Source organism: Micromonospora sp. NPDC047527, from assembly GCF_040643015.1.
Lineage (GTDB): Bacteria > Actinomycetota > Actinomycetes > Mycobacteriales > Micromonosporaceae > Micromonospora.
In genome coordinates this window covers 1-14,220 of the sequence record NZ_JBEYTK010000001.1, presented here as the reverse complement: position 1 = coordinate 14,220, position 14,220 = coordinate 1, and the positions used below count along the sequence as shown (strand labels likewise).

18 protein-coding genes and 1 pseudogene are annotated in these 14,220 nt (G+C 65.8%); 10 read left to right on the top strand and 9 right to left on the bottom strand.

Annotated features, from left to right (window positions below; genetic code table 11):
• Window positions 1-156: 156 nt before the first annotated feature.
• Window positions 157-678, top strand: a complete 522-nt coding sequence (locus ABZ808_RS00095) for a hypothetical protein (protein ID WP_356998634.1) — start codon at window positions 157-159, stop codon at window positions 676-678.
• Here ABZ808_RS00095 and ABZ808_RS00090 read toward each other — a convergent pair.
• From ABZ808_RS00090 to ABZ808_RS00065, 6 genes are all read right to left on the bottom strand, one after another.
• The gene (locus tag ABZ808_RS00090; protein WP_356998631.1) at window positions 665-862 is read right to left on the bottom strand and encodes a hypothetical protein; all 198 of its coding nucleotides are present in this window, start codon (window positions 860-862) and stop codon (window positions 665-667) included. The two genes, ABZ808_RS00095 and ABZ808_RS00090, sit on opposite strands and share 14 nt — an antisense overlap.
• A 480-nt stretch (window positions 863-1,342) precedes the next feature.
• Window positions 1,343-1,675 carry a hypothetical protein gene (locus ABZ808_RS00085; protein WP_356998629.1) on the bottom strand — a complete coding sequence of 111 codons (333 nt, stop codon included), beginning with the start codon at window positions 1,673-1,675 and terminating at the stop codon, window positions 1,343-1,345.
• A gap of 138 nt (window positions 1,676-1,813) precedes the next feature.
• The gene (locus tag ABZ808_RS00080) at window positions 1,814-2,122 is read right to left on the bottom strand and encodes a hypothetical protein (RefSeq protein ID WP_356998627.1); all 309 of its coding nucleotides are present in this window, start codon (window positions 2,120-2,122) and stop codon (window positions 1,814-1,816) included.
• Window positions 2,119-2,352 carry a hypothetical protein gene (locus ABZ808_RS00075; RefSeq protein WP_356998625.1) on the bottom strand — a complete coding sequence of 78 codons (234 nt, stop codon included), beginning with the start codon at window positions 2,350-2,352 and terminating at the stop codon, window positions 2,119-2,121. The genes ABZ808_RS00080 and ABZ808_RS00075 overlap by 4 nt, the downstream gene beginning before the upstream one ends.
• Window positions 2,353-2,416: 64 nt before the next feature.
• Window positions 2,417-2,863, bottom strand: a complete 447-nt coding sequence (locus ABZ808_RS00070) for a major capsid protein (RefSeq protein WP_356998622.1) — start codon at window positions 2,861-2,863, stop codon at window positions 2,417-2,419.
• Between the two features lie 23 nt (window positions 2,864-2,886).
• Complete coding sequence (locus ABZ808_RS00065) at window positions 2,887-3,045, bottom strand: hypothetical protein (protein ID WP_356998620.1); 159 nt, start codon at window positions 3,043-3,045, stop codon at window positions 2,887-2,889.
• A gap of 123 nt (window positions 3,046-3,168) precedes the next feature.
• Between ABZ808_RS00065 and ABZ808_RS00060 the strand changes: the two genes are divergently transcribed.
• From ABZ808_RS00060 to ABZ808_RS00030, 7 genes are all read left to right on the top strand, one after another.
• On the top strand, window positions 3,169-3,402 hold the full coding sequence (locus ABZ808_RS00060) for a hypothetical protein (RefSeq protein ID WP_356998618.1): 234 nt from the start codon (window positions 3,169-3,171) through the stop codon (window positions 3,400-3,402).
• A 125-nt stretch (window positions 3,403-3,527) separates the two neighbouring features.
• The gene (locus tag ABZ808_RS00055; RefSeq protein ID WP_356998616.1) at window positions 3,528-3,782 is read left to right on the top strand and encodes a hypothetical protein; all 255 of its coding nucleotides are present in this window, start codon (window positions 3,528-3,530) and stop codon (window positions 3,780-3,782) included.
• Window positions 3,779-4,168: a hypothetical protein gene (locus ABZ808_RS00050; protein WP_356998614.1), complete on the top strand. Its 390-nt coding sequence runs from the start codon at window positions 3,779-3,781 to the stop codon at window positions 4,166-4,168. Before ABZ808_RS00055 ends, ABZ808_RS00050 begins: the two co-directional genes overlap by 4 nt.
• Window positions 4,165-4,884, top strand: a complete 720-nt coding sequence (locus ABZ808_RS00045) for a DUF2637 domain-containing protein (protein WP_356998611.1) — start codon at window positions 4,165-4,167, stop codon at window positions 4,882-4,884. The genes ABZ808_RS00050 and ABZ808_RS00045 overlap by 4 nt, the downstream gene beginning before the upstream one ends.
• Before the next feature lie 652 nt (window positions 4,885-5,536).
• Window positions 5,537-9,379: an SUMF1/EgtB/PvdO family nonheme iron enzyme gene (locus tag ABZ808_RS00040; RefSeq protein WP_356998608.1), complete on the top strand. Its 3,843-nt coding sequence runs from the start codon at window positions 5,537-5,539 to the stop codon at window positions 9,377-9,379.
• Window positions 9,376-9,861: an adenylyltransferase/cytidyltransferase family protein gene (locus tag ABZ808_RS00035; protein ID WP_356998605.1), complete on the top strand. Its 486-nt coding sequence runs from the start codon at window positions 9,376-9,378 to the stop codon at window positions 9,859-9,861. Before ABZ808_RS00040 ends, ABZ808_RS00035 begins: the two co-directional genes overlap by 4 nt.
• Window positions 9,862-9,870: 9 nt before the next feature.
• On the top strand, window positions 9,871-11,286 hold the full coding sequence (locus tag ABZ808_RS00030; protein ID WP_356998602.1) for a phosphotransferase: 1,416 nt from the start codon (window positions 9,871-9,873) through the stop codon (window positions 11,284-11,286).
• A 31-nt stretch (window positions 11,287-11,317) separates the two neighbouring features.
• Here ABZ808_RS00030 and ABZ808_RS00025 read toward each other — a convergent pair whose 3' ends face one another.
• Together ABZ808_RS00025 and ABZ808_RS00020 are read right to left on the bottom strand one after the other, a co-directional pair.
• The gene (locus ABZ808_RS00025; protein WP_356998599.1) at window positions 11,318-11,416 is read right to left on the bottom strand and encodes a transposase domain-containing protein; all 99 of its coding nucleotides are present in this window, start codon (window positions 11,414-11,416) and stop codon (window positions 11,318-11,320) included.
• A 70-nt stretch (window positions 11,417-11,486) separates the two neighbouring features.
• Window positions 11,487-11,684, bottom strand: a complete 198-nt coding sequence (locus tag ABZ808_RS00020; protein ID WP_357002676.1) for a transposase domain-containing protein — start codon at window positions 11,682-11,684, stop codon at window positions 11,487-11,489.
• A 132-nt stretch (window positions 11,685-11,816) separates the two neighbouring features.
• On the opposite strand from ABZ808_RS00020, the gene ABZ808_RS00015 reads away from it, so the two are divergent.
• Window positions 11,817-12,497 (top strand): Shedu anti-phage system protein SduA domain-containing protein, encoded by a 681-nt coding sequence (locus ABZ808_RS00015; RefSeq protein ID WP_356998595.1) that lies wholly within the window; start codon window positions 11,817-11,819, stop codon window positions 12,495-12,497.
• Window positions 12,498-12,873: 376 nt separating this feature from the next.
• On the opposite strand, the gene ABZ808_RS00010 is transcribed toward ABZ808_RS00015, so the two are convergent.
• A complete protein-coding gene (locus ABZ808_RS00010; RefSeq protein WP_356998593.1) occupies window positions 12,874-13,965 on the bottom strand; it encodes an IS630 family transposase in 1,092 nt (363 codons plus the stop codon).
• 73 nt (window positions 13,966-14,038) lie between these two features.
• Here ABZ808_RS00010 and ABZ808_RS00005 point away from each other — a divergent pair.
• Window positions 14,039-14,220: pseudogene (locus ABZ808_RS00005) on the top strand (IS256 family transposase); the annotation flags it as partial.

Below are 14,220 nucleotides of genomic sequence, written 5' to 3'. Positions count from 1 at the left end.
CGGGCGGCGGCGACCAGCCGGCCGGCAGCCGGGTCGAGGCGTCAGCCCGGCGCCGGTTCCCGGCCCGGCCGGTCCATCCGGACCGCCGGGCCCACCCAGGCCACCAGCGTCCGGCCCGCCGCCGCCCAACCCGAACCCAGCCCGGCCGTCGTGTGCGTGCCGCTGCTGGACCTGTGCGTGCGACCCGATCCCGAAGAGGGACAGACAATGAGCATCCCGAAGCAGCTCGCCCCCACGACGCAGACCCGCCACCCGTGGCGGGCCGTCGCCCGGACCGTCTTCGCCGCCGTGATCGCCCTGCTGTCGCTGCTGCCGACGATCGCCGCCGCCGCTGGCATCGAGGCCGTGCCGCTCGTCGCCCAGGCCCTCGCCGTGGCGGCCGCGGTGACCCGCGTCCTCGCGATCCCCGGCGTCGACGACTTCCTCCGCCGATACCTGCCGTTCCTGGCGTCGGCGCCGGCGGGCGAGGCGCCGCCGCCGCCCCGGCGCGAGCCGGTCAGCACACTGTTCCGGGGCGATGGTTTCGCTGATCCCAGATTGGAGGGAGGGCGGCCCGGATCGGCCACCTTCCTTCTCTACGGAGCCCTCCATGCTGCACGGCGCGCAGGCGAACCCGACGACGTGCCTGACACCCGCGTCCCATCAGTGCTCGACGATCGCCCGGTCAGCGGTCAGTGAGCCGACTGCTTGCGACACGATCCGGAGTGTCCGGATTCTCGACCGTCTTCGGCTCAACCAGCGCGTGAAGAAGCGTCGCAATCCCGAGGGCGCCGGAGAATCCAACCTCCACCGAAGTGACACTGCCCAGACCGATTCCGGCCCCTACACTCACCGCCAAGATCACCAAAGTGCGCAGGTTCATCGACTTCCTTCCGTCGTGGCTCTCAAAGGAATCGTGGAGGCCGACGCGGATGGGTCTGCCCACTTATCTCGACAGGACCACGGGGTAGGCAATGCTCGTCGCGCCTTGTTACGGCAACACGAAGGCCGACAGCCGTGAGATTTAGCCGTAACGCTCTACGCTGTGGCCGTGACGGCTACTGAGCGCCAGTGCCAGATTTGTCGGGCTCCGCTTCCAGACCGCAGCCGGAGAGACCGCCGGTATTGCTCGGACAAGTGCCGCCAGCGCCGGTACTACAGGGCCCGCCGACGCGCCAGTATTAATGTCAATGCTTCATTGGGCATGATGAGGCTCTACAGCTTGATCTACACGTTGGCCCGGCGTCTGCCAGAGCCAGTGCTGCCGGCGCACCTCGCACGCGCGTTCAGGCGGGAGTATCGGATCCCATTTCATGTGGAATGGTTGCCGAGATTATGTGCGCGGTCGGGATGCGGACGACCTCTAAACCCGCGCGATCGCAGCGACCGGGCTTTCTGCTCCAATGCCTGCCGTCAGCGCGCATACCGCCATGCTCAACGAGGTGCAGCCCAGGAAGGACCGGCTCTTTAGCTCCGCCGTGGCCGGTGGCGCCTCCAGTGCCTGCCGGAACCCCGCCACGTCCTTCTCGGTGCCGCCGTCCACCCACCAGGCGGAGATCACGTCCAGCAGCGACGGCAGCGGCAGGTCCAGCGGCTCCCGGCCGGTGGGTAGCAGCATCGCCCCGTGGAACTTGGGCCAGCGTTTGATCGCCAGGGTCAGGAGGCGCTGCCCGATCCAGTAGGGCGGCCGGACCACTCCTCACACACGTGCGTGAAGATCCCATGGCGTCGGTGAAGTCGAAGCTGTCGTCGGTGGACAGCAGCCGCTTCCGGAACACCGCCAGGCTCGCCTTGTCGCCCAGCGGCGCGACCATGCGCGGACCCTCGATCCGTGTCAGGCCCTTGCCCTGGAACCACCCGGACGTCCACCGCGGCGCCCACAGCACGCCGAGCACGCCGGCCCGGTCGGCGATGTGCGCCTCCAGCGGCCGACGCCCTCCTCCAGCGGCACCGGCGCCACGTCCGACCCCGCCAGGACCTCCGTGTCGGCCGCCGCCAGGAACTCCTCGCTCCCGGCCTCGCCGGTCCACACGTAGTGCTCCAGCGACTGCTGCTCGACCTGGCCCATCGCCCGCCGCGCCCGGTCGAGCAGGTCCGGCCGGGCCACCGACCGGCCGGTCAGGCCGGCGTACAGCCGGATCACGCCGACTTCACCGACGGCACGCCGTCCGGCAGCGCCATCGGCGCGCGGGCCGGGTCCGAGGCCGTCGCCGCGCTCGTCGGCGCGGGCGCGTCGCCGCGCTGCGGCTCCCACTCCACCCCAGCCTGGAACTCGCGCTGGTCGGCGGGGTCGACCACGGCGGCCGCCGCGAACAGCCCGAAGCGGTACAGCGTCGTCGCCGAGGCGTCCACATACACCAGGGGCTGCGTCACCCGTCATCTCCTCCGTGGCGGGGGGCCGCGCCCCAGCTGGGCGCGGCCCCGTCAAACGGGTAGCTCAGACCGCCGAGCAGTCGAACGCCACGGTGCGGCCGGTGACGCCCGTCGGGCACAGCGGCACGCTCACCTTGTAGGACACGAAACACCGCTTCACCAGCAGCATCGCCTGCTCGGTGAACAGCGCGATGTACTCGTTGTCCTTCAGCTTCGTGCTGTCGTAGACCGCCGACAGGTCGATGATCGGCTTGGAGCCCTTCACCCACGTGCCTGGCGCGTAGATCAGCAGGTCCGCGGTGCCCCGCCACTGGCCCGGGGCGGCGCTGCCGCCGAGGCCGTTGCCGCCCACGTCGGCGTACCCGTCCTGCCAGTCGTAGACGAGCTGCGGCCGCAGATGCCGACGGGTGAACCGCGCCGTGATCTGCTCGTCGGTCACGTCGAGGTAGTTCACGCCGGCCCGGCGGCTCATGTCCGCCCGGATCCAGTCGATCAGCCACAGCGGCGCCACGCACTCCAGCAGTTGCCGGCGGCTCAGCCGGTACCGGTACCGGTAATCGGTCGCAGCCGGTCGCCGGGTTGAAGGCGTTGAGCGGTGTTCCAACGGCGGCCACTGAATCCCGACAGGGTTCCGCCGGCGTCCTTGAACTCCCACCAGGTCTCGACGGTGAAAAGGTTCAGCCAATACGTCATCCGTCCCCCGTGCCACAGTCCGGCCATCGACTCCGGCCTTGAACGTAATCCCTATCTCTCAGGCATGGGGAACGCCGAAAAGCCGTGCTGCCCCAGACTCGGTACGTTCGGCATGATGACCGGATGGCGGCGGTAGAGGCGTGGTTTCTGGGTGGACCGATCGACGGGAGACTGATGCCAGTGGAGGTCGTCGCCGACGGCAGCCCGCCGGCGGTAGTCAAGCTGCCTCAGACACGCTTCTACGTCGAGCCGAGCAAGTTTCCGATGCCCGCGGTTGAGCACGTCTACGTCCGCATGGACAGGCTCGATGACCTCGAGGTCTACCAGTGCCTGCAGGCTGCTTCGGCGGCGACGTGAACCACCAGATCCGAGCAACGATCGCTGGTGGGCCGGAGGCATCACCATGCGAACCCGGTAGCCACGATCGCCGGTGATCCGCTGCCCCTGCCTTTGGGCAGGTCACGGAGTCGGGGTGGTTCCCGATGACCCGTGAACCCCACTCGCTCGATGCCATGCTCGCCCGTCTGGGCGAACGTGATCCGTTCAGTCAGGCGCTCTGGCAGGCGCTGACTTGGTCGACGCCGAAGGCGGTGCGATCGCAGTTCGTGATCGAGCTTGTCGCTCACCTACATGACTCGCTGACCGACAGCCTCGTCACCGAGCCGGAGGCGTATCAGACCTTCGTACGGACCGTTTCGATGCTCAACGCCTTCCTCCCCGAGGGGAAGCGGCGATGACGGACGAACATGATCGGCCGCCGATCCGTTACATCGATGCCGAGCGGATCAATCCCTTCCGGGTGCTCCTCGACCTGCACGATCACGCCACCCGGCGGCCGGCGGTACCGAGACTGGACGATGTGCTGGCGGAGTTGGCGCTCGCCGCAGCGGTCGTGTCGTGGTGGACCCGGTGGCAGCCGATGTCCATCCACGCCGCGCTACGCGCCGGAGCGGACCTATCGGACATCGCCGCCGCCACCGGGCTGGACCCGGCGGACGTGGTCCGGAGGTGGCTGCAATGGACCGACATCCAGACCCGGTTGACCATCGGCGGACGTCCGGCGGTGGACGTCGAGGAGGTCCGGACCATCGGACGGCGGCTGCGGGTCGAGGCGGACCAATGACACCAACCCGTGTCGCCCGGAATGTCAGCACGGCGGCCGTCGCGACGATCGCGGCGTGGTCCTCCTGGAGTCACATGGTCCACGTCGCGCTCCGGTACGGAGAACGTCCAGAGGTCGCCTACGTCCTGCCACTCTCGGTCGACGGGATGCTCATCGTGGCATCCGCCGCGATGGTCGAGGACAAACACAACGGGCATCGTGTCCGCTGGTCAGCGCGGATCGCATTCATGGCAGGTGTGGCGGCCAGCGTCGCGGCGAACATCGCCGCCGCCCAACCCACCATCGGCGCGCGCATCGTCGCAGCGTGGCCCGCCGTGGCAATGCTGCTCGTGGTCGAGATGCTCTCCCGTGCCAAACCATCCAACCCGGCTACGCACGACGGCGACACGGACGACCGGACCGACGACCCTGCATCCGTTCCCCTGAAAGAATCGCTCGCAGCTCCTGCCGAGCCGGCGCCCTATCCCGCCGATGGGCCGGACCCTCTCGCCCAGGATGTGTCGCCTACTGATGCGTCACACGGCGTCCGCCGTCGTCGCCGTTCGAGTCCGACGGCGGACGTTGTGGCAACAATGCTGGCAGAACGTCCGGACGCACGCCCCGCGGACATCGCCAGAGAGGCCGGCGTATCCGAGAGGCATGTCCGTCGCCTACTGACGTCCAACGGCAACGCATCCGCTACCGGTCCCGACACCGAATCCGCCGTCAACCTCTGATAACGATTGGAGGTTTCAGCGAGCACGGAGTGGTAGCGATCGGCGCCGCCCCGCCGGAAGCGCAGGTTCGAATCCTGCCGGTGGCACCAAAAAGATCTGCGCCACCACATCGGGTGTGCCTGTCGATCATCGAAGCGACCTACCCGCTTCCACCGCTACGCCAGCCCTGACCTGCCGACCGGCATGCAGCGTCCGACGGTTGTGGGCGCCCGGGCGTCTGCCGGGCGTCCATAACCGCTTGGGACACCTTCGCCTTCGGCTACCGCCCGACGGCAGCCCTCGGACACGCGGTTCCGCAGCCGCGTCGGCGCGCACCTGGAGGCGCACCCGTTCAGATGGCACTGAGACGTCATTCGTCCCTGGGACTGCGACTCTGGTGAATGAACCGCTGCAGTTGCACCGCAGTGAGCAGTGCGGAGAGGCAGGCGGACACCGCTTGTAGCGCTGTCGCCACCAATTCCATAGTCTTCATGCCACACCTCCAAGAACGGTTGATGTGGATGACGATCCAGCCGCGGGGCGTCCACCCGATGGGACTGCGGAAAGCGATGGACGAGCGCAAAGGTTGCGCAGCTCAGCGGCTCGCCACCAGCCCTTTTCGCAGGAACGCTGCGGACGACAACGGACAGCGGCGGAAGCCACAGGAGTTTCCTTGACCGACAGAGCAGGAGAAGAAGGCCGATCGCTCGCCGCCGACCTGCGGCGCGATTTCGGCGGCGCACTTCGCCGCCTGCGCGAGGGGGCCGGCCTCAGTCTCCAGGAGCTTGGCTCCAAGATTGGCCTCGGTACATCGGCCCTTTCGGATCTCGAACTGGGTAAGCGTGCACGCGCCCCAGACGGGGCCATGGTCGCGCGCATCGTCGAGGTCTGCCTCGACTGCCTCGACCTGGACCTGGCGATTCGCCGGGAACGTGAGCGACATATCCGGCGCGAGTATCTGACCTTGGTGGACGTCCTCGACAAGGTGACGGGCCCCGGGCGGAATATGTCCCGGACCACCAGCCCTGACAGGCGCCAGTCGATCGAGCCAGGTGCGGGAGACGGCGACATGGCCCGATCCGCACCCTTCATGCCCACGTCGTGGGCACGAGTACGGCTACTCCACAGCGCTCGGACGAGCGGCGTGCTGGTCGAGGAACTAGCCAACCGGTTGGGCAGAGAAGGCTGTGACGTCGTCCGGCAACCGGCAGGAATGGCCCCCTCGGTGGCGGACGGCCAGGAGCCGTTTGGATTCGACGCCGACCTGTTCGTACTGAACGCCGCAGCCATGCGCGACGACGACATGCTGGATGAGATCGAACGGTCGGCCCGACGGCACATCCCTGGCGTCCCGATTTACGAGTCACACGTTTCTGCACACGACGGTATGCCCCGCACGGTGCTCGAACTACTGCGAGCACGTGGGCTGCACCTCACCGGCGAGCGACGCGACCTCGCCGGCACGGCCAAGGAACTCGTGCAGATCATCTGTGAGCATTACCTACACAGAGCACACGCGCTGAAAGGCGCCGACGCGACCGGCCAGGTGCTTGGCGGACCTGCCAGCTTGGACGGTTCAGGTCTCGTCGTATTCGTCGGGCCCGCGCTGCTGCCAGCGGCCCAGCGGGTCCGGGCGCGGCTTGACCGAATCCTTACGACCTCCGGCGGTCTCCTCGGTGGCGGCCTCGGCCAGCTTGAACTCCTGCAACACTTCGCGTATCGCTTCGGCCGCTCGCACCTTGTCGCAGAGGTCCGTGCTGCCCTGGCCGAACGACAACAACCGTTGCCCATGGCGCTTCGGCAGGTGTTAACCTCCCCCGTTCAGATCCTCCTCGCTACGCACCCCGATCCGGCCGTCGAGTCCGTTCTGCGTGCGTCCGGCTGGCAAGTAATCGACCGCCCACGCGATGCGCCAGAGGAAATGTCTTCGCAGTCGCAGTATTACGTCAGCCTGGCGGGCTCTTTCGACGAGCCGGACGATCTCCTGCTGAGTCGGCAGGATGTTGAGCGACAGTGTCTGTCCCGTTGGGCTTCCAGCAGCGCGCTGACGACGCTGCTCAGCACCCGCACGGTCGCCTTCGTGGGGTACGACGGCCTCGCCGACGACCTCGCCGTCTGGTACACCTCGCTCATCCGTCCGCTGGATCGGCGCGGCGCTGCCAACTGGGTGCTAGCGCGAGGCGACACCGCGTCCTCGGACACGCCCTACCGCGAGGACTTGCGAGTCGTCCCTGTACGGGAGGACGGTGTCACGGATCTGCTTGTACGCCTCGCCGGTTCGGCCGTCCCCGTTGCAGCCGCGAACGTGGCTCGGCGACAGCCGCCAAACCGCCGCCCTTATAAGTTCTTGGACTACTTCGAGGAAGACGACGCCGAGATCTACTTCGGCCGGGAGGCTGAGTGTCGCAACCTCTTCTCGAAAATCCTTTCGAGTCGTCTAACGCTCCTGTACGGCATGTCCGGCACTGGCAAGACCTCGCTCATAAACGCCGGGCTCCGCCCGCTAGCCCGGGCGCACGGCTTTGTGTTCGCCTCGGCTCGGCTAATCCAGGAGCCCGTGGAGACACTGCGGGCAACGGTGCGATCTTGCTTGCCCGAAGATGGTTCCGTGACTGGCAGCGAACCGGTTGACGATCTCGCCACGCGGCAGTTGCTGAGGCGTGATGCGCGGCTGATCATCGCGTTCGACCAGTTCGAGGAACTCTTCGTGCACCACGGTCGGGAAGTCATTGCGGACTTCGCACGAGAGTTGGGCCTGCTGCATGCCAATCCGTACGTACCGATCAAGTTCCTGCTGTCCATTCGCGAGGATTACCTGCCGCTGGTCTCCGGGCTGGACAACTATGTGCCCGATGTATTCCGTAGCTACCTGCGGCTGCTTCCGTTGACCTCCACGCAGGCGCTCGACGCCGTGGTGAAGCCCGCCGAGCAGTGCGGGCTCGCCTACGAGCAAGGCCTGGCCGAGCGAATCGTGTCCGATTTGACGTTCGAAGGCGTCGAGCCGCCGCAGCTGCAGATTGTGTGCGACCAACTGGCTGGCCTGGCGACCGGCGGCGTGATACCGGCGCAAGCCTATGACCGCCTTGGTGGCGCCCGGGGGGTACTCGGCGACTACACCAACGAGGTCATCCGGCGGCTGCCGCACCGGCGCCGCTCACTCGCCATTGTCGTGCTGAAGCATCTCGTCACGTCGCACGGTACGAAGGACAGCATCACCATCGACACGATGGAACACCGCTTCCGGCGCAGCCAGCGGGACATCGACGACGTCCTTGGCCGGCTGATCAACGACCGGCTGGTGAGACGGGTGGAGGACGCGTACGGGACTAGATTCGAGCTAACCCACGACTACCTGGCCCATGAGATCAGGAGCTGGCTCGCGGACGCCGAGATCCAGCAGAAGGCGGCGCTGCACCTCCTGGGTCAGGAACTGGAGACATGGCAACGACACGGCACGGTTATGGACGCCGACCGGTTCCGCATCGTCGACGAGCAACTCCCTCACATCGGCCCTCAGCTGACCGGCGAGGAGGCCGCTTACGGCCTGCTCTGCTCGATCCAGAACGACATGAACCTCGAGCGATGGCTGGGACTCAACCTGGGCAACGGACGGACTGAGGAGTTTCTTCGACAGGCCCTCGAAGAAACGCGACTCCGACGGATCTCGCTGCAGCTCTGCACGTATGCCATTGGCTACCTCGGCCTCGCGGCCCTCACCGACCAGGCGCTGGCAGTCCTGCGGACACACGGGAATCCTCACCTGTTCGGCCGCCTCACACATCTGGCGTCAACAGGGGACGCTGGCCACGCAGCGTTTAGCCGCCGTGCGGTATCGGCGATCAGGGCCCGGGCGCGGGAGGGAATGGTAGCCGTGGAGGCGGGACCCTTCATCGCTGGGACGCCTCACGAGGAGATCGAGCAGTTGATATCGCATTACTCGATCGATCCGTCTCGTCTCGAGGGCGAAGTCCCGAGACGGTCCGAGCGGCTTGGCGCGTTCCTGATCGACGTCTTTCCGGTGACCAACGCGGAGTATCAGGAGTTCGATCCCAATTTTACCTTCCCGGAGGACACGGATCAGCACCCCGCTGTGAACCTGAACTTCGGCCATGCCCAGGCGTATGCCCGTTGGTGGGGCAAGGAGTTGCCGACTGAGCTGGAGTGGGAGCGCGCCGCCCGCGGTACGGATGGGCGGCGTTACCCGTGGGGGGAAGAGTGGGACTCCGGCGCCTGCAACACCGATGATCTGAATCTCGGGGGCAGCACGCCGGTCGACGCCTTCCCGCGGGGGGTTAGCCCGGTGGGGTGCTGGGACATGGGCGGGAACGTGTGGGAATGGGTCGACAGCTGGTTCGACGAGCGGCTCAAATTGAAGGTGTGCAAGGGCGGAGGCTGGGCGGCCGACCGACTCTGGGTGCGTGGCGCTGCGAGACACCGCAGCTTCATTAGCAGCCAATTCCACCTCGTGGGCTTCCGGTGTGTAATCAGTGAGCCCGACGAAAGGCATATCGTATGACCACTCAGAACATCGCCGACCTCTGCGCAGCCCACCGCCAGGAGGGTCGCTCGATCGTCTTTACACACGGCGCGTTCGATCTGCTCCACACCGGCCACATCACATTCTTGGAGAACGCCCGGACGCACGGCGACGTCCTCGTCGTTGGGGTGCACCTGGATCGGCACATCCGCGCGTACAAGGGCAGAGGCCGTCCTTTCTTTCCATTCGTCGATCGAGTCCGCCTCGTCGGTGCCCTCAGAATCGTGGATGCGGCGGTGGAATGCCCGGACAGTAACGCCGTAGGTCTCGTGCGGCAAATCCGCCCCGACGTGTACGTCAAAGACAACCAGGCAGATGTCATGCGCGGCCCAGAGGCGGGTGTGGTCGCCAGCTACGGGGGCAGGATCTGTATTGTCCCGTACACGCCTGGCATTTCAACGTCCCTAATCATCGGCCGACTGCGCGACGCGGACCGTACGCGTCCCGTCCCATATACATAACCGCAGCTGATGTTCACACGCTTCATGCCACGTGAGAAAGAGACAGTGGCGGAAATCATCCAGACGGTGTTTCCCGACTTCGTCGGCAACGATGTCCAGAGGATCAACCGAGGCATCTCCAACATCAAATACTGGCTGACATGCCGGGAGCGTCGATACGTTATCAAAATATATTCGGGTGACCGACATCAACAGCGGGCCGCCGCGGAGTTCTCGGTCATGTCGCTTGCGCACGACCATTCCGACATAGGGGTGCCGGAGCCGGTCGCATGGGGCGGCGCCGACGACTTGGCCGCGGATCGACCGATCTCATATGTCGTCATGACCGGCGTGGACGGCACGCCGTTGGACGAAGTCATCAACCTGCTGACCATGGACCAGGTCGCGTCCATCGGGGCGCAGACAGGCATCCTGCTCGATCGTCTGCACGCACTTGCCCACCGGCTGAGCGCATCGCCGGAAGACCGGCGGATACGACGCATCCCCCGACAGCGCAGCACTTCGCTCGCCCAGTTGGCCGATCAGGCGCGGGCCGTAGGAGTGCTGACGGATGACCAAAACGTGCTGGTCGTGCGGTGGGGGTCAGCGTCGATTGAGCGCCGCCCTTCGGTGCTGTTGCACGGCGACCTCGGGTGGGACAACATCATCGTCCATACCAGTCCCGTACCCCGCCTGGTGGCCCTAGTCGACTTCGAACACAGCACGCTCGGCGCTGCCGAATACGATTTCGTAAAATCCTCCGTCGTGAGCGGCGAACGGGCCAATGTCTTCACCGCTGCACTGATGGAAAGTTACGCACGAGTGCAACGCTCAACACTAGCAGTCGAAGCGTTCCGGGCGAACATAGTCAGGGCCGAGGTCGTCACGGATTTATCTGTGGCAGTGGACCTGGCCCGGGATCCACTCCGGGACGTTTACGCCATGGCCACCACGGAGCACAGGGCATGGCAGCACGTCGCGAGGCTGTACCGCGCTCTTGCCATGGACCCCGCCGGACGATCCGGCGACGCTCGCTCGGCCGCGGTTCGGCGGACACTAGAGCTCGCACAAGGATCTACCTGCCGAGTGCGGCAGGTAGGCGCGGCAATTTTCGACCCAGATGGCAACGAAGTCACGGCGGGGATAAACGACCTTCGGCCCGAGGACGGTCAGTGTTGGTGTACCGGCGCGGTTCTGGACCGGGATGGTCCCCGTTGCCCCGCCCGGCACGCGGAGGCAAACGCAATCAGGTCAGCCGCCGCTCGCGGGATGTCGCTGCATGACCTCACCATGATCTGCAGCACTTGTCCGTGTTTGGAATGCGCCCGACACATCGTCCGGGCCGGACTGCGCGAGGTCCTCTATATCGACGACTACATCGACACCAAGGGGCTCGACTACCTCCTCGCGGCCGGCGTCGTGGTGCATAGGGTCCCCGGAAACTGATCCCGTGACGGCCGCTGCCGGCGCCTGCGCGCTATGCCGTCATCACCAACGCCATCGCCGCCCGCTCGAACAGCGCTCGTACCGGTTGCGGCCCGAGTCGCTGCCGGGCCTGGGTGATCGCCGATTTCACGGGGACCTGTCAGCTGTCGTCCCAGGAACCGAGCCTGCGCAGGTTCCCGACCAACCGGCGCATCACCTCGTCATACGACTCGGCCGAGAACAGGCCCATCGCGATGACATACCCGGATCATCACGTGCGCCGGCAGCCGCCGGGGCCGCTGCTCACGCCGACCGCTCCGGTTGAGGACCTCTTCGAGGAGGTCACGACCGAACCGCGACGACAATACACCCAGCTCGATATGGTCGGTCAGCCGATCCCGCGGTCCCGCCTCTGCCACCGATGACGTCACGGCCAGCCACCGTACCGGCCACCACTATCCACGTCAGCTCACCACGATGACCTCGACGCACGGCCTATCTGAACGGCATTGAGTCTAGATCCGGGAACCGCCGCAGAGGAGGATAGCGCTATGGATTGGGATGAGTACGAGCGGCGAGTCCATGCAGAGTTTGGGCGCGCTGGCCACCGAAAGATGTGCGCTCATGATGCGGTTGGCGACGTAGACGATGCCCTAGTCGCGGAATATCGGGCCGAACTCGACCGAGCCATGGATGAATCACCCATGCAGGGCTTTCTCGAGAAGCATCCAGCCATGCTCGTCGGAGAACTTGGTCCACAGTGCCGCTGGGTGCTTCCGCGGGTGACTCTAGCAGGCAAGTACGTGCCCGACTTCCTGACAGCGCGGCTAGACAGCACAGGCGTTAAGTGGACGCTGATCGAACTTGAAAGTCCGCGGGTGGAGAAACTGTTCACACGGGACGGAACGCCCGCCAGGCAGTTGGCTAAAGGGATTGCCCAGATCAGCGATTGGCGCAGCTGGCTGGGCAATAACCAGGATATGGCACGGCGCCCGCGGTCGGAGCATGGACTTGGCTTGATCGGCATCGAGGGTTATATAACCCCTGGCTTGCTGATAATCGGACGTGCGAGCGACCGAACCGACGACGTTCGGCCAAGACTCAACCAACTCATGGCCCAAAACATGATCAACATACGTTCATACGATTGGCTCACCCGCGAAGTGACGAAGCGTCGAGAATTCCGGGAAAGATTCGGCTCAGTCTGCGATGAGTGCGTAACGACCAGTTGAAGAGGGTTCATGATCGAATTGACGGGCGAGCGATGGCGCTTCCGTTGCTGCACAACGGATGCGCGGAAGGAGCGTATATAATTTGATCATAAACCCTCTTTAGTTCGGCCGGGGCTGCGTGGGCTGGCCGGTCGGTGACTGGACCACGCGCCGTCTCGACGGTCGCGTTCCTCGCCGCCGTTGGCGTGGCGTTCGTCCAGCGGCGCCGACGGCGGGCCGGCCCCCCGAGTCTAGTTCTGCAGATCGACGTTGCACGACGCAAGCCGGGGCTACACCCATGGACGACCAGACTCATCGCTACTCCTGCTTGAGCTGACACGTTAGCCCACGTCGAGCTGTAGATCGCCGCCCAAGGCGGCCCGTTGACCTTGAACCTCTAGTGTCCCGCGCCTGAAATCCGCTGACAATATTTGGCGAGGGAGTCGAGGATCTCCTCGGCGGTCTTGGTCCACACGAACGGTTTCGGGTTCTGGTTCCAGTCTTTGATCCAGGCCCGGGTGTCGTTCTCCAGTGCGGCAACGCTCTTGTGGACGCCGCGGCGGATCATCTGATCGGTCAGGAACCCGAACCAGCGTTCCACTTGGTTGATCCACGAGCTGCCGGTCGGCGTGAAGTGCATGTGGAAGCGGGGATGGCTGGCTAGCCAGGCCTTGATCGCGGGGGTCTTGTGGGTGCCGTAGTTGTCGCAGATCACGTGGACGTCGAGGTCGGCGGGTACGGCCTTGTCGATGGCGGTGAGGAACTTCTTGAACTCGATAGCGCGGTGCTGGCGGTGTAGTTGGCTGATGACGGTGCCGTCGGCGATGTTGAACGCGGCGAACAGGCTGGTGGTCCCGTGCCGCACGTAGTCGTGGGTGCGTCGTTCGGGCATGCCCGGCATCATTGGTAGCACCGGCTGCGACCGGTCCAGGGCCTGCATCTGGGACTTCTCATCGACGCACAGCACCACCGCCCGCTGCGGCGGGTTGTGGTAGAGCCCGACCACGTCGACAACCTTGTCCACGAACAGCGGGTCCGTCGAGAGCTTGAACGTGTCGGTTCGGTGGGGCTTGAGCCCGAAGTCGCGCCAGATCCGTCCGATCGTGGACTTCGACAGTCCCGACCGTGCGGCCATTGACGCCCGCGACCAGTGCGTGGCGCTGCGGGGCGTCTGTTCAAGGGTGGTCACTACCACGTCTTCCACCTGGTCCAAGGTGATCGACGCCGGCCGGCCCGGCCGGTCCTCGTCCACCAGTCCCTCCAGCCGGCGCGCTACGAACCGCGAGCGCCACTTACCCACGGTCGGCCTGGCGACACCCAACCGCGCCGCGACTTCCACATTAGACAAACCATCCGCGCACGCCAGCACGATGCGGCACCGCAACGCCAGAGCCTGCGCCGACTTCGCCCGCCGCGACCAGCTCAGCAACGCCTCCCGCTCGGCATCACTGAGCACCAACTCGGCCTTCGGCCGTCCCCGACTCGCCACCAAGGGTCTGTGGATCTAAAGGTGTTTCCGGCCTGACCTGCCGGGCGTTGTGCCTGGTGAGGAGGGTGCCGTGATGACCGCGACACTGAACGACCAGACCGGACGGAAGAAGCGGCCTGAGCCGTCGGCGGAGGCGAAGGCCGCCGTCGAGCTGGTCAGGGCCGCGAAGGAGCAGGGCCTGTCGCTGACCGGCCCGGATGGGCTGCTCAGGCAGTTGACCAAGACGGTCCTGGAGACGGCGCTGAACGAGGAGAT

What these genes read in the sequence shown, in the direction of transcription:
- ABZ808_RS00090 (WP_356998631.1), bottom strand. Translation starts at nt 862, where the DNA reads ATGAACCTGCGCACTTTGGTGATCTTGGCGGTGAGTGTAGGGGCCGGA.
- ABZ808_RS00065 (WP_356998620.1), bottom strand. Translation starts at nt 3,045, where the DNA reads ATGACGTATTGGCTGAACCTTTTCACCGTCGAGACCTGGTGGGAGTTC.
- ABZ808_RS00060 (WP_356998618.1), top strand. Translation starts at nt 3,169, where the DNA reads ATGGCGGCGGTAGAGGCGTGGTTTCTGGGTGGACCGATCGACGGGAGA.
- ABZ808_RS00055 (WP_356998616.1), top strand. Translation starts at nt 3,528, where the DNA reads ATGACCCGTGAACCCCACTCGCTCGATGCCATGCTCGCCCGTCTGGGC.
- ABZ808_RS00050 (WP_356998614.1), top strand. Translation starts at nt 3,779, where the DNA reads ATGACGGACGAACATGATCGGCCGCCGATCCGTTACATCGATGCCGAG.
- ABZ808_RS00045 (WP_356998611.1), top strand. Translation starts at nt 4,165, where the DNA reads ATGACACCAACCCGTGTCGCCCGGAATGTCAGCACGGCGGCCGTCGCG.
- ABZ808_RS00035 (WP_356998605.1), top strand. Translation starts at nt 9,376, where the DNA reads ATGACCACTCAGAACATCGCCGACCTCTGCGCAGCCCACCGCCAGGAG.
- ABZ808_RS00030 (WP_356998602.1), top strand. Translation starts at nt 9,871, where the DNA reads ATGTTCACACGCTTCATGCCACGTGAGAAAGAGACAGTGGCGGAAATC.
- ABZ808_RS00015 (WP_356998595.1), top strand. Translation starts at nt 11,817, where the DNA reads ATGGATTGGGATGAGTACGAGCGGCGAGTCCATGCAGAGTTTGGGCGC.